The sequence below is a fragment of the Methanosarcina sp. Kolksee genome (assembly GCF_000969945.1).
GTDB lineage: Archaea > Halobacteriota > Methanosarcinia > Methanosarcinales > Methanosarcinaceae > Methanosarcina > Methanosarcina vacuolata.
On sequence record NZ_CP009524.1, the window covers coordinates 3,901,084 to 3,925,464 of the forward strand.

Consider the following 24,381-nt stretch of genomic DNA (forward strand, 5'->3'; position numbering starts at 1 on the left):
TATACTCAATCTCCGATACTCAATCTCTTATACTCAATCTCTGATACTCAATCTCTGATACTCAATCTTCTTTTTTACCCCATCTCAGCCGCTTTAATTATTTCAGGAATTTTCTCCAGAACATCCGTTGCAAGCAGCCCGTTTCCTGCTTTTTCAAAAGCCAGATCACCGGCTGCCCCGTTGATATGTGCAGAACAGGCTGCCGCGAGGAATGCGGGATTTCGGGAAAAAAGCGATCCTGTAAGCCCTGCAAGGACATCTCCTGTGCCTCCCACGGTCATGCCCGGATTTCCTGTCCTGTTCAGCAGGGTCTGCTTTCCGTCCGAGATAATATCGATTTTTCCTTTGAGAAGTGTTACAACCCCTTTTTCCTCCGAAAACTCCCTGACGGCTTTAATACGGGATTCCATGTCCTCAGGAGTTTCCACATTTCTCAGGCGGGCAAATTCTCCTGCATGCGGAGTTACTATCAGTTCGCAGTTACCTGCAAGGCTTTCAAAAATCGCGCCTGAGAGAGCTGAGAGTGCATCGGCATCAAGAACCGCTTTCCTGCAAAAAGGCAGGATTTTTCGGACGGCTTCCAGGGTTTCTGTCGCTCTTCCGAGCCCCATCCCCATCACAACTACATCATGGGAATTTATAAGGTCCATAAGGATTGAAAGATCTTCAGGGCAGAGGACATTTGAAGAGAGTTTTCGGACGATCAGGTTTGGAGAATATGATGCTACTATTTCGGCCACAGGTCCTGGAACTGCTACAGTTACAAGGTCTGCTCCAGCTTTAAGGGCTGAAAGGGACGCAAGGGCCGGAGCTCCTGAATATGGGCCTCCTCCTATAACAAGGATTTTTCCGGAATCACCTTTGTGTTCCCCGGACTCTCGCCTGTGCAGCATCATAAGGTCTCCGGGACCAACATACTGTTCGGCGTCAGCACAGATTCCGATGTCTGCAACCTTTATCATGCCAGTGTATTCTTTTGCCTTCTCGCTCAAAAGCCCGGTCTTCATGTGGTGAAAAGTGACTGTAAACTCTGCATGCACGGCTTTTTCAAAATCTCCACCATCAGGGTCAAGTCCTGAGGGTATGTCAACCGAAATTACGGTTTTTCCGGCTTTTCCTTCCCGGTTTATAAAGTCGATAGCCTTTGATTCAGGTTCTCTGAGCTTTCCTCTTATTCCGGTTCCGAATACCGCGTCTACGAGTAGATCGGCTTCCTGAAACCATTTAGAAGCCGAAGCTTCAATCTGGCTTGAATCCGTTATTTCTAGAACATCAACACGGCTGAACTTCAAGAGGGAAAAGTTATGGAAAGCTTCTTCCGTTCCTATATCCCTGGCTTTTCCCAGCAGGATTACCTTTACAGTGTATCCTGAAGAGCCTGCAAGATGTCTGGCTGCGACAAATGCATCTCCCCCGTTGTTTCCCCGGCCTGCGAGAAGAAGTACCATGCCACTCTCAAGCTTTTCCCGTATGTGCTGTGCAATAACAGCCCCCGCATTTTCCATTAACTGGACGGGTAGAAGCCCAAGACATTCGCAATTTCGGTCTATCGCTTTCATCCTCAAAGAATTAATGCACTTCATAACTATTACCTGCCGGATTATCTCATGTGATCTTCTGTTAACCATTTAATCCTTCAAATCTTTCTGCAAGCCTGAACTATCTGACTCATATGGACTCGCTTCATAGATTGTAGTAGATTCCTGGCTCGTAAATTGCAGTAGATTCCTGGCTCATAAATTGCAGTAGATACTCTGGCTTATAGATTGTAGTAGATTCTCTGGCTTATAGATTGTAGTAGATTCTCTGGCTTGATTGTAGTAGATTCCTGGCACATAGATTGTAGTAGATACTCTAGCTCATAGATTGGAGTAGAAATTTTTATATATCTCCAGAGCAATTGAGGGAATTTATTTCTTATATTTCTACACCGAGGAAAACCTATTTGATGTTATTAAGTATATATGTTACATTCCAATATAACATAATATACCGGAATTTATACCGGAATTTTTGAATTTCCCATAAAAAGCATATTATTTCTTAAAGAGTACGATATATAAAACGCAGTTTCATAAGAGTGTCTAATCAGCAAGAAAAACAGTCCAAAAAACTACAGTTAGCCTTACAGTTATAGTCACGCCTGTAATTGTTGCAACAAAAAACTTCATTGTACCTATTGGGCAGTTGCATTATTTAGCCTCGTGACTATAACTAACTGTAGTAAAATGTGAATAGGCAGGATTCTGATCAAATGTTTGCTTTCCTTTACATGTGTCTGGACTTATATAAAACAGGGAGGACTATTTTTGCTTAACTTATCAAAAGATGCGGATAGCAATCTTAAAAGTACAGTCAAACCCAGATACCTTGTTCTGGGCAGTGGAAGTGTTGGTTTTGCGCTTGCAAAAGAGCTCAGGGAAAGCAATAAGCTCGTGATTATTGTAGATAAAGACGAAGCTAAGGTCGAGACTCTCAGGGAAGAGGGCTTTGAAGCGATTGTAGGCGATATTTCCGACCCTGAGCTTGTCGATAAGATTGACCTTAAAAATGTTGTTGTTATACTTTTCCTGACTTCCAATAATGAGGCTAACAGAAAGGGGATTGAGAATTTCAAAAAAGCAGTTAACCCTGATGTTCAGCTATTTTCCCGAGCTTCAGATATTATCAATAAGGAAAAAATGGAAGACCTTGGGGCAGATTATGTCTTTATGCCTTCCAAGCTTGTCGCAAGTTCCCTTTCCCGTTCTCTTGAGAGAGCCGAATCGGTCCACAGAGGTAACAGGCTTGCGCGGTGGCTGAAGGGAATAAGGGACAAAAAACTAGCTATAGTAATCCACGATAACCCCGACCCTGATGCCATTTCGAGCGGGCTGGCCCTGAAAGAGATTGCAAAAAGTATCGGGGTTGAAGCAAACATCCTCTACCATGGCCGAATCGGGCATCAGGAAAATAAAGCCTTTGTAAACCTGCTAGGGATCGATCTCGGTAAGATGGAAGAGAACGGCCTCAAAGGCTACGATGAAATCGCCCTTATAGACTGCTCCATTCCAGGAGTTAACAATATGGTTCCCCTAAACTCGTTTGTGGGTATTGTAATTGACCATCACCCTCCAGGAGAAACCGAGATAAAGGCTGAGTACATAGATATCCGGCCTAACTTCGGAGCAACGGCTACTATAATGACAAAGTACCTGCAGCAGCTTAATATCAATATTTCCAAGACTCTGGCAACAGCCCTGCTCTATGGAATCCGGACTGATACCCAGGACTTCAAGAGGAAGACCGACCCTGCTGATCTATCAGCCGCTTCATACCTTTACCCCCTTTCAAACCACGGAATCCTGGACCAGCTTGAGCAGCCATCGATGGCCACTGAAACCCTTGAGGTGCTTGGGGAAGCCATAAGAAACCGGCAGGTGCTGGGAAGTTACCTTCTCTCGAATGTAGGGAACATAAGGGACAGGGATACGCTTCCACAAGCTGCAGATTACCTCTTGAGCCTTGAAGGGATCTCTACAACCGTAGTCTTTGGAGTAACTGAAGACCGCATCTACATCTCCGGACGAAGCAATGATATCAGAATTAACCTCGGCGAAGTTATGCGACAGGCTTTCGGTGAAGATGCAGGTGGACATGCAAACGCAGCAGGAGCCCAGATCCCCCTTGGAGTTTTCAGCGCTACAAAAGACCGACAGACGTTACTCAGGCTGGTTAATGAAGCCGTAGTGAAAAGGTTCCTGAGCGCCGTAGGAGTTGAAAGTGCTGGAGAATGAAAACTTCAAGATTTTCGGTGCAGCCCCATTACTAAAGTTGTCTTCCCAAAATATTGAGTAAAGCCGATTTGAAAACCAATAAAAAGAAGAGGAAAAAGAGAATGAAAAAATTTCTTTTTCTCTTTTCATATTCTAAAAGATTTTAATTTCTGTTTTCATTTTAAAAATCCGGCTCAAAAGGTCCTCATTTTGAGTCCGGGATTTTCACCTCTATCTTGTTTCCTTTCAGGACATCATCTTCCGTTACCTGGATTTCTGAAACGGTTGTATTTCTTCCTGCATTCAGGGAATAGGTCGATAGAGCACTAACTCCACCTGCATTGTTATCGGTCGAGTAAGGTACGGTTATTTCAAATGAACCATTTTTATCCGACATTACTTCATTCTGATATGTGAATTTTCGGCCTGTATTTGAACTTAGCTCAAGGGTCGCAGTAATGTTTTGCCCTGGGTCTGCAGTACCTGAAAGCCTGGCTCCGGGGACAAATTCGAATATCTTTACGTCACTAACTGTGTCATTATCATCCACAGATGCAGTACTTTCATGGGCAAGCCTCAGGTTTCCGAGATTTGATCCGTCAAGTTGATGAAGTTTGTATACTTCGGTCTCTGTGAATTCCTTTTTAGCAGTTGCAATCGTTTGAAGCCCGCCATTTACGTTGACGGTTTGAACATTTACATACTTGCTTATGTTCTCGCCTGCAAGCTTAACAATAGACCCAAATTTGCCGCCTGCCATCAGATTGTCGGTCATTACATACTTTACTTTAAGCTTTTCTATAATTGCCTTTGCTTCTTCCTCGGAGTCCGTTGTGAAGAAATGTGCAGAATCGTCTACGCCGGTCTGGAAGTTATTTGAAACTGCAGGCCTTTGAGCCTGGTAAACAATCCAGTTTCCGTAGTCCCACCAGCTCAAAACCCCATATTCGGGAGTCCCGGCAGGATCAAGGTAGTAAGAAGTTTCAGGGCTCGAAGCTCCAAGCCAGGTGAGAGAGTCCTTCCATACAGGATCAATCAAGCCTTGATCTTTTGCAAAGGCAAATCCTGCCAATATGCAGGGTATAAACACAAGCCCTATAAGTACCAGGGATGAGAAAATTTTGAAATAGTCCGGCTGAGAATTCTGTTTTGAACCTGATAGATTATTAATTTTCGATTTTGATTTTATTTTTGACTTTGTTTCTTTTTCTGCTTTTTTTGACTTTGTTTCTTTTTCTGCCCTTTTTGACTTTGTTTCCATTTCTGCCTTAGATGTAATCATTGCATTATTTCCGTGAATCGGAACAGATTTTGCCAGTTTTTTTACTTCAGTCTCAAAGTCAAAGGAGTCCAGTAAAACCCAGAGGAAATATGATGTAAGGATTGCAACGTTTACTGCAAACAGATATGAGAAACGCCTCTGAGAGAGTGTTAAATATGCGAAAAAGACCGACCATAATAGGAAAAATACTCCTTCCGGCTTTGATTTTTTTCCTATCCACTCAAGGCCGAGCAGGAATAATCCTCCCAGAGCGGTAATGAAACAAAGCCCAAGACTTCCCAATATTGGCGAAAAAGTAAGTGTTCCATCTGTAGTTAAAAATATTGGCAGGGCTTCGGCAATCGTGCTTATGTATTCACCTTTTCCGAGGAAGAAACTCATTCCTTCAATCACAAAAGAATAAGATTCGGCAGATAAAATTTTAAGGGACAGAAGACCTGCTACAGAGATCAGTATTAAGGCAGCTGGATAGTATTTCCAGTCAAGACCTTTTTTCGAGATATATAGGGAAAAGCCCCAGAGGATCAAGGTTCCGGCTAGCATGCTGAACACATAGAATACCTGGAACCAGGAAAGATACATTGCACTCATTTCCAGGCCTGGACGCAAGGACCCTGCTGATAGTGGAATTGTAAAGATAAGCGTTGCAAGAAGGGCTACTGTAGAGCATATAAGAAGATAGTCGGAGTTTTTCTCAGCCTTAAGGTCGATTATGGTCTGTATGAATGCGTAAAGTAAAATAAAGCTTACAAAGACAAGGGCACCTATCCATGTGTAAATCAGAAGTGCAAAGAATAGTCCGGATGCTCCTGCGAAAGCTAGCGATTTAATTAGTTTCTTTTCGGAAGAGATAGTTTTAAGAGAGGCCAGGGAAAGAGAGCCCTCTCTTGCCCATTTTAAAGCAAGTATGAAGCATGCATAAGCTGAGGTTGAGAGGAGGGTTTCTGCTACGTGATGGTCAACTGCTCCAAACCGTGATACGTAAACATGGGCGGGAATCACTGCAAAAACTAAGGCTCCAAGAAGTGCGGTTTTTCGGTCAAATATCGCAGCAGCTGCGATATACAGTGGAATTATTGTCAGGACTCCCAGAAGCACTGGCAGCAAGGCTCCTGCAAATTCTGTGGTATACAAACTAGGGTTGCCTACTCCAAGGACTTTTGCAAGGAGCGCACCTAAAAAGTCAAAAAAAGGCGGCCATCCGACTTCAAATCCCGCAGGATAATTAATATAAGTATCGAAATTAAGGGGATGTGGAAAATTGAAAGTTGTATATAAAATGCGCCGCATATGGTAGAAACTATCATATCCCATAAGATTTATGCTTCCGTTTGCAGTAGCGGCGGAATATGAGATCATGCGCATGAGAAAAGCAACCAATGCAACTGCAATCAAAGAAATAATACTGAATTTTAACCTATGAGCGGGCCGTTTTGCCACCGGACATCCCATGCCTTTGTTCGTAGTAATCATCTCTTTTAGTTTTTTAACTCTTGAATTCATCGCACTTTTGAATTCATTTCGCTCTTGAATTCATCTCGCCCCTGAATTCATTTCGCTCTTGAATTCATTTAACTCTTAAATTCATTTAACTCTTAAATTCATTTAACTCTTGAATTCATTTAACTCTTGAATATCTTAATCTTTGATAGTAGTTGAATTTATATAATAACTTTAAGGTTGTTTTGACTCAGTACCAAAATCTAGTGATGAATGTAAAGTTCAAAATCATTGGACCTTGTAATTAGTCACAATCCTTGTGATACGACTTAAGAATTGAAGTCTTTAGATATCGAATATTGGTTTTGATGATAACTGGATTCTTCTTGCGAATTCAGATTTTCAATCCAAAAATGCAAAAATCACTAGATTTTGGAACAGAATCCATCTGGGAAGTATTATATATATCTAATGAACCATCTCATCTGGAAAGTATCGTATGTCTTTACTGTTGATATACAATTTTCAATATATTTATAATCGTTGAGTTCAATGAATTTAGGACTTATGCACTTGAGGAACAAAATCAATTATGTCAAAGACTATGGGTTAAGGTCACGTTTTAAACAGTTAACCTTCTGATGCTGTTGATTTTTCAGTTCAACTGCGTAGTAAGTCCTGGAATTGTTGAAATCTTGCAGGAAATTGGGTACTATTAATCGGAAATCAGAAACCACAGATAACTTTTATATTGATATTTCAAGGATAGATAGGAAACTTTAAATTATAAAAACATTACACGATACTCTTCCTACTACTGGGGGACTCGATGTTTACATTTATAATTAAATTAGCTTTTTATCTGTATTTGTTTAAACCCCTGAAAAAAGTGAGAAATCAATGAAAACAGCTATATTTCATGATTATTTCGGAGCCATTGGCGGTGGAGAGAAACTTGTCCTTATGCTCGCAAAATACCTCAATGCCGATGTTATCACTACTGACTTGAATATGGAGTCCGTAAAAAAGATGGGGTATTCCAACATACACATAATCAGCCTGGGAAAAACTCCAAAAATACCTCCTCTGAAGCAGATTTCCGCATCATATCATTTTGCAGCCTGTGATTTTTCAAAGGAATACGATTTTTTTATTTTTTCAGGCAACTGGGCATATTTCGCAGCAAAGAAACATAAGCCCAACCTGTATTACTGCCATACTCCTACACGAGCTTTCTATGACCTTTACGAGACCTTTATCAGTAGGCAACCTATCTGGATCTCGATCTTCTTTCGGATCTGGGTCAGGCTTCACAGGCCAGTTTCGGAATATTACCTTTCCCATGTGTGTAAAATCGTAACTAACTCTAAAAATACCTCCACAAGAATCAAAAAGTATTTCCACAGGGACGCTGAAGTTATCTACCCCCCTGTCGAAACTTCAAAATTTACCTGTAAAGAATATGGAGACTTCTGGCTTTCAGTAAACCGGCTCTATCCTGAAAAACGGGTGGAAATTCAAATTGAAGCATTCAAGAAAATGCCCGAAGAAAAGCTTGTCATTGTTGGGGGGTACTCCAAAGGAGATCACGCAAAAAGTTATGCAAAAAATATTCTTGACAACTTACCTGAAAACGTGAAGGTTCTTGGGGAAGTTTCCGAGACGGAATTGCTTGACCTTTATTCCCGCTGTAGAGGTTTTATCTGTACTGCCATGGATGAGGATTTCGGGATGACTCCTGTGGAAGCTATGGCAAGTGGAAAACCTGTAGTAGCTGTAAATGAAGGTGGGTTTAAGGAAACGGTAGTCGACGGGAAAACCGGCGTGTTTGTGGAAGCGGATGTTCAAAATATAATCAGGGCAGTAAAGAATATCTCGAAAAACCCATCAAGCTATGGAAATGAATGTTTTAAAAGAGCAGCTATGTTTGATATCTCTATTTTTGAAAATAGCATAAAAAAAAATATTGCCTGCGAAAATTGTTTTTGTGATAGATAACTTCCGATAATCAGATTGTTTCTCAAAAAATATAATATTCTTCCCCCCGGCGAAGTAATAATCAGGAGATATTAATTTGAATATAGGTTTAATTCTTGAATTAGCAAAAAGGGATATTACTGAAAAGTACTCCGGATCTACTTTAGGAGCTTTGTGGAACTTTATTTATCCACTTGTGGATATTTTTATATTTACCGTCATATTTGCTAATCTTATGGGATCGCGTTTGCCTGGTTCGTCTTCGGTCTACGCTTATGGGTTTTATCTTACTTCTGGTGTAATTGCATGGAATGCTTTTTCGAATACTGTCACAAGGACATCTAGTGTTTTTTTAGACAAGAAATATATCATATCCAAAGTTAAGGTTGATCTGTCCTCATTTCCTCTCTATATTGCAGTTTCGGAGAGTATTACTTATGTTGTGACAATGGGAATATTCCTGTTTTTACTTCTAATCAGTGGGTATGGAATAAGCCGTGTAATTCTAGTAGTCCCATTTATATATATTATCCAGCAGATCTTCGCTTATTCCCTTGGATTTTTTATTGGAGTATTTGTTGTTTTCGTAAGGGACTTAAAAGAAGTTGTAGGAATTGTACTTAAAATCTGGTTTTGGTTTACCCCAATAGTATATCTTTATGATGTACTCCCAGATGTTGTAAAAAAACTCATGAATTATAATCCGGCGTTTTCATTCATCCACCTGTATCAAACTATATTTATATATAAAGAAATCCCGAGTTTAAAACCTATTTTATATTTGCTTTTGTTAAGTTTTGTAATTCTATTCTTTGCAGAAATTATCTTCAAAAAACTGGAAAAAGATATTCGAGATTTCATATAATTAAAATCACAAGTTGTGACTCAATATGATCAAAGTATCAGGTGTTTCAAAAAAGTTCAAGTTGTATCATACACCCACTGACAGATTAAAAGAGAAAATCTTAAGGAAAAAGTACCATCGAGAGATCACTGCATTAGAAAATATTTCTTTTGAAGTGAAGGACGGACAAACCCTCGGGATAGTAGGGCAAAACGGAGCTGGCAAATCTACGATATTAAAGGTACTTTCCGGTGTCATGCTTCCTGACGAAGGATTAATCGAAGTAGACGGAAAAATCACCGGTTTACTTGAATTGGGAACAGGTTTTGATCAAGAACTTACAGGTCTTGAAAATATATTCATGAATGGGACATTTCTAGGAATGGATAAAACCGAAATTGAAAGGAAAAAAGACGAGATTATTGATTTCACAGAGCTTGAGGATTTTATTTATGACCCGATTAAAACATACTCGTCGGGTATGCTTATGAGGCTTGCATTCTCAATAGCAATGCATGCAGAACCAAAGTGCTTTTTGGTCGATGAAGCGCTCTCTGTAGGAGACGCGTATTTTCAGCAAAAATGCATGAGAAAGATTCTGGAATTTAAAAATAATGGTGGATCTATTATTTTTGTATCTCATGACATGAATGCTGTGAAAATTGTATGTGATTCAGCAATCTTATTAGACCACGGTCATATAATTAGTTCCGGCGACCCAAAAGATATAATTGATTATTATCATGGAATGATTTTACAAAAAGCACACATGGGGGACGCAGAAGTAATAGTATATGACATGAATGATACGAAAGATTGCACAGGTCGAAAAAATCCGAATGCTTCAACCGGGGAAGTTGAACTTATTTCCTTTAAAATTCTGAACTCAAAAAACGAGGAAACATTATACATTGAGAGTGAACAGGTAATTAAAGTTATATATCAAGTCAAGGCCCTAAAAGAATTATCTGATCCTCACTTTGGCCTTCACGTTAGAAACAATCTGGGTGTATCAGTATTTGAAACAAATACATATTGTAGCGGCATTAAGACTTTTACTCTAAAAAAGGGACAGATTGCAGAACTAGTCTGGGAATTCTTTTTTCCGCTTTCGGCAGGAGACTATTCATTCTCTGTTGGTGTGGCAAATAAAGGATATGGAAAAGATGCTTTTGAAGAATATTTGCTTATGGCTCACGATATAGAGGTTTTAAAAGTAATTCCTAATGATAGTGCAATTATCTATTCCGGCGTTTTCAACATGAAACCAAAAATCAAAATTCAAGAAATGTACGGTAATAAGTCATAAGCATTGCTCGGTGAAAAACTGTAATGCTTTTGATTAAATCAATAATTTTTCTGTTGAAACAGATACCGAAAATGAACATGTTGTCTTAAGGGATAAAAAACTGAGATAAATAAACGTAACCTCGGGTTAACAGACTTCATGCCATATCCAATAAACACATACTCTGGAAATGGATCCATATAATAATCAAGTTCATTGAGGAATCTAAATTGGATACACTGGAAATTAAAGACGAAGAGGTAGATGTCGAGAAGATCATGGAAAAAATCCGTGAGAACATAGACACGAGAAAAAAAGAGGGTATTTATACAGAAAATGAACCGGAAATAATGAGTGAAACGTTTTCTGCAGTTTCCCCTATAAAAAGAGATATTCCTGAAGGTCTCGAATTTATAAATTATTGTGACATCTCCAATGAAAGTTATACAATAAGTTCTCATCGTCCATTAACTGGAAAATTTCTGATTGAAGGAAGAAAAATGGTTCACGGAGAGGTCCGGAGATATGTTGATCCAGTTTTCCAAAAACAAAAAGAGTTTAATTTTGGCGTTGCAGATGTTGTAAAAGATTTAAAAACTGAATCCCAATACTTAAAAACTAATGTAGAAAATTTGAACACTGGTCTTGAACGTCTAAATGATAACTCAAAAAGTTTAAAAATTGATGTTAAATCTTTGAAAACAGACACCGGATATTTAAAAACCGAGCTTGAACATTTAAAAGTAGATTCCCCCCAAAATATCAAATCTGAAGTTAATAACTTTATTTCTGCAATTGATCTGGACCTGAATAACAAAAGCTGGCTTAACAGTGTGCTTGAGAATCGTTTTAAAAAAAACTTGCAGAATCATAAAGTACAGAAACCTGAAAACAATGAGTCTGAAATAAATTATTATGCATTTGAAGAACAGTTCAGAGGCTCAAGGGATCATATTCAACAACATCAAAAAGTGTTTTTAGACTACTTCAAGGATTGTAAAAATGTGTTGGATATCGGTTGTGGAAGAGGGGAATTTCTGGAACTAGCCAGGCAGAAAGATATCGGTGCAAAGGGAATAGACGTCGATGAAGATATGGTTAATTTCTGCAAATCAAAAGGTTTTAATGTAGAGTTAAAAGATGCAATAGAAGCCCTCCAAAGTATGGAAGACAAAAGCCTGGATGGAATTTTCATTAGTCAGGTAGTTGAACATCTGGCTCCTAACTACCTTATCAAAATGCTACACCTTTGCAACAAAAAACTTAAATATGGTTTTTATTTAATAGTAGAGACTGTAAATCCCCTGTCATTCTTTTCTTTTACCAACTTTTACATTGATTTTACTCATATAAAACCAGTACATCCCGAGACACTCAAGTTTTTATTAAGTGCAGTTAATTTCCGTGAAATTGAAACAAAATTTATTTCTCCCGTTCCGGACAGCATGAAGTTGAAGAAGTTGCCAGAATTTGGTGACCTGAAAGACAGAGAGAAAGTCCTGTTTGAAACTTTTAATCAAAACATCAATATGTTAAACAATACTTTATACGGAGAGCAGGACTATGCGGTCATCGGAAAAAAATGAGGGACTAAACAATGTTTGAATTATTATCATAATTTGATATTTTGAGAGACCCGGGGATAAATTAATATGAAACTAGCATTTGTAACTCCTTGGTACGGGAACATTCCTGGTGGAGCAGAAAGTGAATGCAGAAGAACAGTTGAAAACCTGCAAAAACATGGTATTGAGGTTGAAATACTTACTACTTGCATCAAAGAATTCTTGAGTGATTGGAGCACTGATTTTTATGAAGAGGGCATTTATAATTTAAATGGGGTCAATATACGCAGGTTTTCAGTCAGGAAAAGAGATACTGTCCGTTTTGATAAAATAAACTACAAACTTATGCATAGTCTTAAGATCTCTCCCGAAGAAGAGAAGACGTTTATGCGGGAAATGGTTAACAGTCCCGGTCTCTATTCTTATATTGCTGAACATGGCGTAGATTATGATTACTTTTTATTTATTCCATATATGTTCGGTACAACTTACTATGGATCTTGCATATACCCTGAAAAATCAGTTCTAATTCCATGCCTTCATGACGAAAGCTATGCTTACCTGAATATTTATAAGACTATGTTTGAAAATGTCAAAGGCATTATTTTTCATGCGTTTCCTGAAAAAATACTAGCGAATCAGCTTTATACTCTAAATAACAGGCAGATTGTTTTAGGAGAGGGAATTGATATGGATTTTGTGTATAATCCAGATCGATTCAGGGAAAAATATGGTATAAAAACCGACTTCATTCTTTATGCAGGCAGGAAGGAAGCCGGGAAAAATGTCCCTCTTCTAATTGATTTTTTTACCAGATATAAAAAGCATAGAAAGAATGAATTAAAGCTCGTTCTTATTGGTAGTGGAACAATAGAAATACCCTCTGAAAACAGAAATGATATTATCGATCTGGGCTTTGTACCACTTCAGGATAAGTATGATGCATATTCAGCAGCTACTTTTTTGTGTCAACCTTCATTGAATGAAAGTTTTTCTATTGTAATAATGGAGTCATGGTTATGTAAATCTCCGGTACTGGTACATGGGGATTGCGCAGTAACTAAAGACCACTGTATCAAATGTAATGGTGGACTTTATTTTAATGACTACTATGAATTTGAAGGATGCCTCGATTTCTATATAGAACAACCTGCCGCCAGAAAAATTATGGCTGAGAACGGGAGGTCTTATGTTATTGAAAATTTTAGCTGGGATAAAATTGTAGAAAAATATATTGAATTTTTAGGGAGCCTTTGAAGATGGAGATTCACCAGATCTTACCAACAATTTCTCCAGGAGATGCCATAGGCAATGAAGTCCGGGAAATTAAAAGCGTCTTGAATGAATGGGGATACAAATCCGAAATCTACGCTCAAAATATACATCCCGAAATTAACGCAAAAAAATATACTGAATATAAGAAGGTTTCTTCAAAAGAAAACATATTAATCTTTCATTTTTCCATAGGTTCCGAAGTTTCGGAGTTTGTTGCAAAACTTCCAGACAAAAAAATAATGATTTACCATAATATTACCCCCTCTGAATATTTTATTGGAGTCAATGAGACTCTTGTAAACTTACTGGAAAATGGAAAAAAGGAACTCAAGTTACTTGTTGACCACATAGACCTTGCTGTTGGAGTTTCCGAGTTCAACAGACTGGAACTTCAAAAAATGGGATTTAAAAATACCGATGTTTTGCCTATAATAGTGGACTTTAATGATTACAAAAATCCAAACGAAAAATTGCTGTCGAAATATAATGATGATTTTGTGAATCTCTTATTTGTAGGAAGAGTGACCCCGCATAAAAAACAGGAAGATATAATAAAAATATTTTATTATTATAAACGTATTAACCAAAAATCAAGACTTTTCCTAGCCGGCAGCTATGAAGGCTGTGAAATTTATTCAGACTATTTGAAAAAGATGATCCAGGACTTAAATCTGAAAGATGTTCATTTATTAGGTCCGATCAAATTTAACGACCTGATTTCTTACTATAAATTAGCTGATGTTTTTATCTGTATGAGTGAACACGAAGGCTTTTGTGTTCCTATACTGGAAAGCATGTACTTTGAAGTTCCAATTATAGCGTACAAATCTACAGCTATCCCCTTCACTCTTGAGAATACAGGAATTCTGGTTAATGAAAAGAATTACTGTGAAATTGCTGAAATGGTAAATATATTGGTAGAGGATGAGAGATTGCGATCAATTATTGTCAAGAAACAGAAAGATAGATTGGAGGCTTTCAAAAGAGAAAAAATAATCTCTCACTTAGAAAGTATTTTGTCCAGGATGAAATAATGCTGCAAATAAGTTATCCCGCTTTCAGCAGTGCAACAAGAAGCTATACTATGAATTGCGTTATTTCATTCGAATACCCCGCTAGCCTGCTGCGGGGATGGAAACTTCTCCGGTAAACGTTGATGATTATATTATTTCTCAATCCCATTTTTCGGTTGTTAACTTCTGCTCAAACTAAACTGCCCAGGGTTATTATTTCTTTTGAAGGAATTTAGAGTGGGGGCGCGAACATATCCCGTTGCTTGCAGCAGGGTGCGCCAGCTCAACTTTGAGTTTTACGTTGGGGGTCGAAATATAAACTCGCTAAGTTATCTTGACAATAGTTAGTTCTGGTTATCTGAGCTTTTAACTACACCTCGATGAAGTTTATCTTTAACAAGATAGAAGAGGCCTCCATAGGAGAAGAATGTGAGTATCGAGAATATAACAAGTCCATTTTTGGCAGTCTCCGTATCCCCATTCAGGACCTGAACTATGGCCATCATGTCTACAGAGGTTCCAATAGTAATGAAGAACCCAAAGAACAGGAGCAGTATTGAATATGCTTTTTTTGGCTTTGAAAGCATAAGGAATAATGCTAGAAAGCCTAATGGAATACTTACTCCAAGGTCAAGATACCTTATAGCCCAGAATGCAGTTGGAGCTGCTTTGTATGAGCCGTCTGGAAGGTCGCCAGTACTTGTAACTTGCTGGATTTGGGATATCCACATTACTGCAAAGAGCAGGAAGAATACGGTCATCAGGCCCACGTAGATTTGCAGACCTCTGGGTTTGAAGTCAGGAGCATCTGCTTCGGTAAACATAGACAGGCTGCCTAAAAGCAGTATAAGCCCGCCTATTACAAGGATTCCGAAAAGCCACCAGTAGTCCTCAACATTGCCGCTGTAAGCTGAATTGCTCCATTCCTGGCCAATCCCCATAGAGAGCCCTGTGTACATTAACGTTATTGGTGTAAGTATTAACAAGTATTTTGAACCGGCCATTCTGGCCAGACATAGAATCCCACCAATTAGCGATATCGGCGCGATCAATACCAGATTTGCAAGATCCTGCCCTGCGATTTGCCATATGCCAGATTGAGATGTTCTATACTGTATTATTTCCTGACCAATGGGCCCAAGAAAAGCAATTAAAACCAGAGTCGCTGCACAAATGATTGCAGTTACTCCAATTATGCACCAGGGAATTAAGTACTCATTTGATGGTTTATTTGATGGTTCATTTGATGGTTTATTTGATGGTTCATTTGATGGTTCATTTGATGGTTCATTTGATGGTTCATTTGATGATTCATTTCTTGTTTCATATTGCTTTTTAAGAACAGAACTCATGCTTTATAATAAAATTTTCACATTTATATAGTTCCCTGTTTGTTTCGTTATTCAGAGAAGGCTTGTAGTTTTAGATCTTAAAAAAGGGACTTAAAAAAGGGATCTTAAAAAAGGGATCTTAAAAAAGGGATCTTAAAAAAGAGATCTTAAAAATTGTTGGAGATAACAGTTGTTTAAACGCTTTATTCTTGGAAAAATGGTTAACATTAATTTCCCCATCAAAAATACAGTGGAGACGGAAAATGTTGATGGTTCATCTTCTCGACTTTCTTAAGTACCCCATTTGTTCGTATTTTGACTACCTGTGCATAATTCAAATAATCAGGGAGAACAATTTCTGGTTTCTTTGGTCTTCCTCTTTTCCCATAATATAAACATATGACTGCATCTTCGGTTAAGTGAGGAATCGTGACAAATTTCACCGATCCCACAAGCTGTCTAGCTCAAAGATTATAAAATAGTTAAATAAGTTATAAGTTGTAACAGGGCATCGATTTCAAGTAAACAGGCCAAAATTTAAGGACGTCTCCTAATGCAAAATCGATAGCTTTCAGGCAAGAAAATTCCTTAACCGATGACCAATGAGAAGCCACTCAGTCTTTAGCTGAGTGGTAGTTCACGGATAACTAATTGATCAATGTTGATTTTGAAGTCCAGTTTTATTGTCACTTTTTTTTGCTTACTTCATCAGTATCCCTACTGCTTTCCCTTTTTTTAGGGCAACAGTAATTATTCTCAATAAATCTCCTTCCTCGTCCATCTCCGCCAATTCGGAAAATTAGAGTGGAGCCACAGTTCGGACAGCTTGTGGGGCGAGACTGGTTGTCCTTTGCTTCCCACATATGATCACATTCTTTGCAGAGAAAATGGACCTTGCATTCACCGGTGTTAACATACTCTCCTCCAGAGATCTCGATTGCTTTTCCGTTAACAAGAGCATCAGCAATCTTCTCCCGTGCCCTTTGGAGGTCACTCCAAAAAGTTTTTCGGGATACTCCCATCCTGTCAGCAGCCTCATTCTGCTCTATCTTGAGAAGGTCACAAAGACGAACAGCTTCAATCTCTTCTATGGATAGGTTAATGATTTCTAAACAGCAAAGAGGGATTTCTCTAGGCTTATAATAAGTGGCCTTTGGAAAGCAAGATACCCTGCGCTTAACTTTATTGACCATCAAATTACACTTAATGTGACACGTAATAAATATCTATCGATCAATATATTTTACTTAAAGCGTTTATAAAGTTTGATCCTAACATCGTCATTAAGGATTAGAGTAGACACAAACTATTATCAAACATAAACTACCATCATCGATGGCAACATACTTTCAAAATTGTTTCTTAAAAAATAGTCACAGAATAAATTATGCACAGATTTGTTTTATCCAAAAATTATTTCGCTTTTTAAACATATTTTATTACAGTTGTATATCGTATACAGATGACACATTATTTTACTTAAACTTTGAATTTGTTTCATTTTACGCAATCATTCCACAATACCAAAATGAAATTGGAATTTATTCAACATTTAACCTTTTGCGTCTCCTGCTATTGTATTATGAATCAGACTTCAAAATGGTTTTGAGTCTACGAAATCATTTCAGGATACAACATTTTAGAAAGTTTTCAGGGATACCTCATTCTGTCGAATGCTTCAAGCTCTTCCAGAGATACGTTAATAATCACGAGAACACTTGTGGAATTTTCGCTGAGTTTGTAATAAGTATCTTTTGGGATTTTTGATAGGCTGCTTAATTCAATTGAACTTCAAATTACGCAAATGTGTAATAAGATATATAGCTAACGCTGCATCACTTAACTATTGACACATTAGTAATATGTAAATTCAGTTCAGGGTTCTGCATATTAGATATAAAATCAATAACAATAAACTCATGTTTGAGACAAATGAGATTATAACTATAACATTTACTCAATATTTTTGTATCATATATCTTTTAGTCCTGCAGCTATTTTCTGCCTTTTACACCTGATTTAACGTAAAAGTTCCGTTAATCAATATACTTTCGTTTTACCTATTATTCGGATAATTTATTCTGCCCTTCTTTTAAAAAATCAGTAGCTAATACCGTTTTTCATGATTTTAGTAGGAGTCTATGATTCATAAGAGTTCATATATATATTATAGATCTAAATTCTTCCATTTTTATATTTAATTCAAACATAACTGATAACTATATATATCACATCGCCTATGTGTAATTTAAGGACTGTCCGAAAAGTGTTGTGACCTACTGGAACTTCTATAATCAGCGATCACAAATGAACGGATTCCGGATAATAAACACTAATTGTCCAGATGTAATTATACAACATGCGTAGAACTTTTCGGATAGTCTCTAAGATCTCTTTTACTCTGGGATCATAACATTTACTTATAGTACACCCACTTGAAATTTAGATAAGGCAGTGAAATCCAAATTATTTAATAATCTAAGATTTAACTGCTTACTTTTCTATTTTATATTTTAGCCGAACTAAAATGGAAGCTATTTATACTACGCGCGTATGTGTAATTTAAGTGTTTATTTAAAAAGTGCTGTGACCTGCTGTAATTTCTACAATAGGCAGGTCACAAATGACCGGATTCCGGATAATAAACACCAATTGCCCAGTGACATGATTTTCATTTGATATCTAAAACAAAAACTGTGAACTTTGAACTCTCTATAAATTCACGTTTTAACTGCTTAATTTTTATTTTTATATTTATACCAAACAAAAATGGAAGTTATTTATAACACGTCGCTTATGTGTAATTTAAGAGTTTATCTGAAAAGTGCTGTGACCTACTGTAACTTCTACAATCGGCAGATCATAAATGAACGGATTCCGGATAATAAACACTAGTTGTCTAATTGTAAATTTTACAACATTCATAGAACTTTTCGGATAGTCTCCAGGATCTCTTGTATTTTGAGATCTCAAGGTTTACCATTATAGAACTTACCCACTTGATGTCTAAAACAAAAGCAGTGAACTTCAAACTTTTTAAAAATTCAAGTTTTAACTGCTTAATTTACTGTACTTGATTTTGTATTGTAAGTGTGTAAATTCTATAAAAAATTAAAAACGACCTACTGAAAATGTCATTTAAATAGCTGAAACTTTCAAGCAGACGTCAATATAGATTGGACAATCATTATCGGTATGCCACATATCATAAAATACAATCGTCTGATGAAGCGACATTAAGCGTATTTAGGAGGTAAAGCTAAAATGAGTAAATTAACTACCGGGAGTTTTTCTATAGAAGATCTAGAATCCGTTCAGATCACTATCAATAATATTGTAGGAGCAGCAAAGGAGGCTGCTGAAGAAAAAGGAAAGGAGCTCGTTAAAGCAGGTCCCACACTTCTCCCAGGACTTGAGTCTTATAGGGATGACTGGAACTTCAAACTGCTTGACCGTTACGAGCCTGTTATCACCCCAATGTGTGACCAGTGCTGCTACTGTACCTATGGACCCTGTGATCTCTCAGGGAACAAGAGAGGTGCATGTGGTATTGACATGATGGGCCACAATGGAAGAGAATTCTTCCTCCGCGTGATCACAGGTACTGCCTGTCATGCAGCTCACGGTCGCCACCTACTCGACCATTTGATCGAAACCTTTGGAGAAGACCTGCCTCTCAACCTGGGGCAGTCCAACGTGCTTACCCCAAACATTACAATCAGTACCGGACTTAGCCCCAAAACCCTTGGAGAAGTTAAACCGGCAATGGAATACGTTGAAGACCAGCTGACCCAGTTGCTTGCAACAGTTCACGCCGGCCAGGAATCCGCAGAGATTGATTACGACTCCAAAGCCCTCTTCAGCGGCAGTCTTGACCACGTAGGCATGGAAATTTCCGATATTGTACAGGTTACAGCCTATGATTTCCCGAGAGCTGACCCAGAAGCTCCATTAGTTGAAATCGGAATGGGAACAATTGACAAGTCCAAACCTTTCCTCTGTGTTATTGGACATAATGTCGCCGGCGTCACCTACATGATGGACTACATGGAAGACAACAACCTGACTGACAAGATGGAGATAGCTGGGCTCTGCTGCACTGCAATAGACCTTACAAGGTATAAGGAAGCCGATAGAAGACCTCCATATGCAAAGGTCATCGGTTCAATGGCTAAAGAGCTAAAAGTAATCCGTTCCGGAATGCCAGATGTCATTGTTGTAGATGAACAGTGCGTCCGCGGCGATATTGTACCTGAAGCTCAGAAACTCATGATTCCGGTAATAGCATCAAATCCCAAGATCATGTACGGGCTTCCGAACAAGACAGATGCCGATGTTGATGAGACCATTGAGGAACTCAAGTCCGGAAAGATTCCAGGCTGTGTAATGCTTGACTATGACAAGCTCGGAGAACTCTGCATCAAGCTCACAATGGAAATGGGTCCGATCCGCGATGCCTCCGGTATCACTGCAATTCCTACAGACGAAGAATTCAAAAACTGGGTTACAAAATGTGCAGACTGTGGAGCCTGCATGATTGCTTGCCCAGAAGAACTGGATATCCCCGAAGCCATGGGATTTGCAAAAGAAGGAGACTACTCATATTTAGAAAAATTACACGACCAGTGTATTGGCTGCCGCCGCTGCGAACAGGTCTGTAAGAAGGAAATACCAATTCTCAACATAATCGAAAAGGCATCCCAGAAACAGATTTCTGAAGAGAAAGGCTTGATGAGAGCTGGCAGAGGTCAGGTGTCTGACGCCGAAATCCGTGCAGAAGGTCTTAACCTGGTTATGGGTACCACACCAGGTATTATCGCAATTATTGGATGCCCGAACTATCCAGAAGGCACAAAGGACGTTTACTACATCGCAGAAGAGTTCCTGAAGAGAAACTTCATTGTAGTGACGACAGGCTGTGGAGCAATGGATATTGGTATGTTCAAGGATGAGGATGGCAAGACTCTCTATGAGAGGTTCCCAGGAGGATTTGAGTGTGGAGGACTTGCCAACATTGGGTCCTGTGTTTCTAACGCTCACATTACAGGAGCAGCTGAAAAAGTCGCGGCTATCTTTGCCCAGAGGACACTTGAAGGAAACCTCGCCGAGATCGCAGACTATATCCTTAATCGTGTAGGTGCCTGCGGGCTTGCCTGGGGTGCATTCTCACAGAAGGCTTCATCAATCGGTACCGGCTGTAACATACTTGGTATCCCTGCAGTACTCGGTCCCCACTCCTCTAAGTACAGGAGAGCACTGATTGCCAAGACCTATGAAGAGGACAAGTGGAAAGTCTACGATGCAAGGAATGGACAGGAAATGGCGATCCCACCAGCACCAGAATTCCTCTTGACCACAGCAGAGACCTGGCAGGAAGCAATCCCGATGATGGCAAAGGCATGCATCCGTGTATCCGATAATAGCATGGGTAGATCCATAAAATTGACTCACTGGATGGAACTCCACAGGAAGTACCTTGGAGCAGAACCAGAAGACTGGTGGAAGTTCGTCAGAAACGAAGCTGACCTCCCGCTGGCTACCCGTGAAGCACTCCTCAAGAAACTTGAAACAGAACATGGCTGGGAAATTGACTGGAAGAGGAGGAAAGTCATCTCCGGTCCAAAGATCAAGTTCGACGTATCGGCACAGCCCACTAACCTCAAAAGACTTTGCAAGGAGGCCTGAATTAAATGGTTGACACTACCAAGAACACAAAGGTCTTTACCAGCTACGGGGTGAATACCTCAAAAACCTTAACTCCTGAAATGGCTGCAAAGCTTATCTCAAAAGCAAAGAGACCGCTCCTTATGGTAGGAACCCTGACTCTTGAACCAGAGATGCTTGATCGTGTAGTAAAAATTTCAAAGGCTGCAAATCTCCCTATTGCTGCAACCGGGAGTTCTATGGCAGTCCTTGCTGATAAAGATGTAGATGCAAAGTATATCAATGCACATATGCTCGGCTTCTACCTGACTGATCCCAGCTGGCCTGGCCTTGATGGAAACGGAAACTACGACATGGTCATAGTCATAGGATTCAAGAAATACTACATCAACCAGGTACTGTCAGCAGCAAAGAACTTCAGTAACTTGAAAACAATTGCGATTGAAAGAGGCTATATCCAGAACTCAACGATGTCCTTTGGAAACCTTAGCAAAGCAGATCACATCGCAGCACTGGATGAACTTATTAACGCATTATAAGTTTAATTTAGGAGGCGAAATATAATGGCAGAATTCCCATTTGAGATTTCTCCAATGTTTGAAGGAGAAAGAGTAAGAAAGGAAGGAATGTTTGTTGAACTAGGTGGCCCAAAGTCCCTGGGTCTAGAACTTGTCCGTGCAAAACCCATGGACGAGATCGAAGATGACAAAGTTACGATTATCGGCCCTGATCTCAAGGAAATGGAAGAGGGTAAAACCTACCCCTGGGCAATGGTCTTCAACATCGGTGGAGAACTCATAGAGGCTGACCTTGAATCTGTCATCGAGAGGCGTATCCACGATTTCATCAACTACTGCCAGGGCATTATGCACCTGAACCAGAGATATGATGTATGGATGAGAATCTCCAAGGATACAGCTGCAAAGATGGACTCCCTTGATTCTTTCGGAAAAGCTGTCATGATGCTCTTCAAGACCGAGCTTCCCTTTATTGAGAAGATGCAGGTGACCTTCTACACCGACCAGGCTGAAGTTGAGAAAAAGCTGGTAGAAGCAAAGGAAATTTTCAAGATAAGAGATGCCAGGACAAAGAACCTCCATGACGAAGATGTTGACGTCTTCTATGGATGTACCCTCTGTCAGGCTTTTGCTCCAACCAACGTCTGTGTAGTTTCCCCTGACAGAGTCTCTCTTTGTGGTGCAATCAACTGGTTCGACGGCCGTGCAGCAGCAAAGGTAGACCCAGAAGGACCTCAGTTTGCAATCGAGAAGGGTGAACTCCTCGATTCCAACACCGGTGAATACTCCGGTGTCAATGACATTGCTGTAAAGCTTTCAAGTGGCGAATTTAGCAAGATTAAACTCCACTCCTTCTTCGACTCCCCACACACCTCCTGTGGCTGCTTTGAAGTTGTCGGATTCTACATCCCTGAGGTTGACGGTATTGGCTGGGTTAGCAGAGAATACCAGGGAATGGCCCCTAACGGTCTTGGTTTCTCCTCTATGGCAGGTCAGACAGGCGGTGGAAAGCAGATCGTAGGTTTCCTCGGTATCGGTGTCGCCTACTTCTATTCCCCCAAGTTTATCCAGGCTGATGGTGGCTGGAACAGAGTTGTCTGGCTCCCATCCATGCTCAAGGAAAAGATTGCCGAAACTATTCCAGAAGACATCAAAGATAAGATCGCAACTGAGAACGATGCAACTGACATTGATTCCTTGAAGGCTTTCCTGCAGGAGAAGAACCACCCGGTCGTTGCTAGCTGGGCAGCTGCAGAAGAGGAAGAAGAGGAAGAAGAGGAAGAGGAAGAAGAAGAGGAAGTAGCTGTTGCAGCCGCTCCAATGATGATGCCTGCAGCCGGATTCCAGATGCCTGCAATGGCTTCAATGCCAATGATGCCTGCTGGTAAGGCTGGTGGAATTAAGATCACCTTCAAGAAGGCAAAGATCTCCATTGAAAGAATGGTCATCAGCGAGAAGAAGGACTAAACGTAGTTGGGTGACTAAGTAATCGCCTAAGACGAAAAACAATCCAATGGGGTATTCTGTGACAAAAGTAATTGCAATAACGGGAAAAGGTGGGACTGGTAAAACAGCGGTAGCGGCTCTTCTGATCCGCTCCCTTTCCAAAAAAGGTCAGTTTCTCCTGGCAGTTGATGCAGATGCAGACACTAACCTGCCTGAGACTCTTGGCTGTGAGAACGTAAAAACCATCGGGGATGCAAAGGAGTATTTACAGGCTGAGATCACAAAACCAAGGCCTGACAATCCCGATATGAATAAAGAGTCCGTACTTAAAAGCAAGGTTTATGAGATCATCGAAGAAATGCCTGGCTATGACCTCCTGGTCATGGGCCGGCCCGAAGGTTCAGGATGCTACTGTTATGTAAACAACCTTCTCCGTGGCATCATGGATAAACTGATCATGAATTATGATGTAGTTATTATTGATGCAGAGGCCGGTCTTGAACATTTCAGCAGGAAGATTATACGGGACATAGATGACCTTATTGTCGTAACAGACGCTTCTCGAAGGGGTTTTCGGACTGCTGAGAGAATTCATGAACTTGTGGGTGAACTGGACTCAAACATTGGTAGAATTCACGTTATTGCAAACAAGGTTACAGATGCTAACCGCGACAAGCTTGTCAAACTGGCAGAGGACCTGAAACTTAACATGATAGGTATGATTCCACTCGACCCTAAAATCGAGGAAATGGATATAAAAGGCGTACCTCTCTTCGAAATTTCGGACGACTCAATTGCTGCAATAGAAATCGAAAGTATTGTGAAAAAACTGGGATTCTAATCCCGGTTTTCTTTTGAATTTGTAATATTGCAGAAAAACGTGCCGGAAATAAGATACAAATCCTTTTGCCCGTTTTAATAGCTTAAAACAATATTCAAAATCATGTGAAATATGGGGCAGAGTTTACTTCAACTTCAATTTT

At 39.6% G+C, this 24,381-nt stretch carries 14 protein-coding genes and 2 pseudogenes; 11 read left to right on the forward strand and 5 right to left on the reverse strand.

Annotation, left to right across the window (positions count from 1 at the left end):
* Nucleotides 1-74: 74 nt before the first annotated feature.
* Complete coding sequence (locus MSKOL_RS16045) at nt 75-1,583, reverse strand: bifunctional ADP-dependent NAD(P)H-hydrate dehydratase/NAD(P)H-hydrate epimerase (RefSeq protein ID WP_048157661.1); 1,509 nt, start codon at nt 1,581-1,583, stop codon at nt 75-77.
* A 726-nt stretch (nt 1,584-2,309) separates the two neighbouring features.
* Between MSKOL_RS16045 and MSKOL_RS16050 the strand changes: the two genes are divergently transcribed.
* Nucleotides 2,310-3,776: a DHH family phosphoesterase gene (locus tag MSKOL_RS16050; protein WP_048157663.1), complete on the forward strand. Its 1,467-nt coding sequence runs from the start codon at nt 2,310-2,312 to the stop codon at nt 3,774-3,776.
* 184 nt (nt 3,777-3,960) lie between these two features.
* Here the strand turns inward: MSKOL_RS16050 and MSKOL_RS16055 are convergent, their stop codons facing one another.
* Complete coding sequence (locus MSKOL_RS16055; RefSeq protein ID WP_048158425.1) at nt 3,961-6,510, reverse strand: oligosaccharyl transferase, archaeosortase A system-associated; 2,550 nt, start codon at nt 6,508-6,510, stop codon at nt 3,961-3,963.
* Nucleotides 6,511-7,377: 867 nt separating this feature from the next.
* Between MSKOL_RS16055 and MSKOL_RS16060 the strand changes: the two genes are divergently transcribed.
* The 6 genes from MSKOL_RS16060 to MSKOL_RS16085 all read left to right on the forward strand — a co-directional run bounded on the left by MSKOL_RS16060 (nt 7,378) and on the right by MSKOL_RS16085 (nt 14,460).
* Complete coding sequence (locus MSKOL_RS16060) at nt 7,378-8,475, forward strand: glycosyltransferase (RefSeq protein ID WP_048157665.1); 1,098 nt, start codon at nt 7,378-7,380, stop codon at nt 8,473-8,475.
* 76 nt (nt 8,476-8,551) lie between these two features.
* Nucleotides 8,552-9,319, forward strand: a complete 768-nt coding sequence (locus MSKOL_RS16065) for an ABC transporter permease (RefSeq protein ID WP_048122597.1) — start codon at nt 8,552-8,554, stop codon at nt 9,317-9,319.
* A gap of 25 nt (nt 9,320-9,344) precedes the next feature.
* Nucleotides 9,345-10,607 carry an ABC transporter ATP-binding protein gene (locus MSKOL_RS16070; RefSeq protein ID WP_048122595.1) on the forward strand — a complete coding sequence of 421 codons (1,263 nt, stop codon included), beginning with the start codon at nt 9,345-9,347 and terminating at the stop codon, nt 10,605-10,607.
* Between the two features lie 209 nt (nt 10,608-10,816).
* Nucleotides 10,817-12,172, forward strand: a complete 1,356-nt coding sequence (locus tag MSKOL_RS18940; protein ID WP_052725560.1) for a bifunctional 2-polyprenyl-6-hydroxyphenol methylase/3-demethylubiquinol 3-O-methyltransferase UbiG — start codon at nt 10,817-10,819, stop codon at nt 12,170-12,172.
* Nucleotides 12,173-12,238: 66 nt separating this feature from the next.
* The gene (locus tag MSKOL_RS16080) at nt 12,239-13,408 is read left to right on the forward strand and encodes a glycosyltransferase family 4 protein (RefSeq protein WP_048157667.1); all 1,170 of its coding nucleotides are present in this window, start codon (nt 12,239-12,241) and stop codon (nt 13,406-13,408) included.
* A gap of 2 nt (nt 13,409-13,410) precedes the next feature.
* Nucleotides 13,411-14,460, forward strand: coding sequence for a glycosyltransferase family 4 protein (locus MSKOL_RS16085; RefSeq protein WP_048157669.1), 1,050 nt, complete (start codon nt 13,411-13,413; stop codon nt 14,458-14,460).
* 323 nt (nt 14,461-14,783) lie between these two features.
* On the opposite strand, the gene MSKOL_RS16090 is transcribed toward MSKOL_RS16085, so the two are convergent.
* The 3 genes and pseudogenes from MSKOL_RS16090 to MSKOL_RS21215 form a co-directional block, all read right to left on the reverse strand.
* On the reverse strand, nt 14,784-15,443 hold the full coding sequence (locus MSKOL_RS16090; protein WP_231592284.1) for a hypothetical protein: 660 nt from the start codon (nt 15,441-15,443) through the stop codon (nt 14,784-14,786).
* A 258-nt stretch (nt 15,444-15,701) separates the two neighbouring features.
* Nucleotides 15,702-15,791, reverse strand: a pseudogene (locus tag MSKOL_RS21680) (hypothetical protein); the annotation flags it as partial.
* Between the two features lie 890 nt (nt 15,792-16,681).
* Nucleotides 16,682-16,963, reverse strand: a pseudogene (locus MSKOL_RS21215) (DUF134 domain-containing protein); the annotation flags it as partial.
* A gap of 2,071 nt (nt 16,964-19,034) precedes the next feature.
* On the opposite strand from MSKOL_RS21215, the gene cdhA reads away from it, so the two are divergent.
* Genes cdhA through MSKOL_RS16115 form a run of 4 tightly spaced genes read left to right on the forward strand, consistent with a single transcriptional unit; the run spans nt 19,035 to nt 24,239 of the window.
* Nucleotides 19,035-21,455, forward strand: coding sequence for a CO dehydrogenase/acetyl-CoA synthase complex subunit alpha (gene cdhA, locus MSKOL_RS16100; protein ID WP_048157672.1), 2,421 nt, complete (start codon nt 19,035-19,037; stop codon nt 21,453-21,455).
* Nucleotides 21,456-21,460: 5 nt separating this feature from the next.
* Nucleotides 21,461-21,973: a CO dehydrogenase/acetyl-CoA synthase complex subunit epsilon gene (cdhB, locus tag MSKOL_RS16105; RefSeq protein WP_048122583.1), complete on the forward strand. Its 513-nt coding sequence runs from the start codon at nt 21,461-21,463 to the stop codon at nt 21,971-21,973.
* 24 nt (nt 21,974-21,997) lie between these two features.
* On the forward strand, nt 21,998-23,419 hold the full coding sequence (gene cdhC, locus MSKOL_RS16110) for a CO dehydrogenase/CO-methylating acetyl-CoA synthase complex subunit beta (RefSeq protein ID WP_048154115.1): 1,422 nt from the start codon (nt 21,998-22,000) through the stop codon (nt 23,417-23,419).
* Nucleotides 23,420-23,477: 58 nt separating this feature from the next.
* Nucleotides 23,478-24,239: an AAA family ATPase gene (locus MSKOL_RS16115; RefSeq protein WP_048118928.1), complete on the forward strand. Its 762-nt coding sequence runs from the start codon at nt 23,478-23,480 to the stop codon at nt 24,237-24,239.
* Nucleotides 24,240-24,381 lie beyond the last annotated feature (142 nt).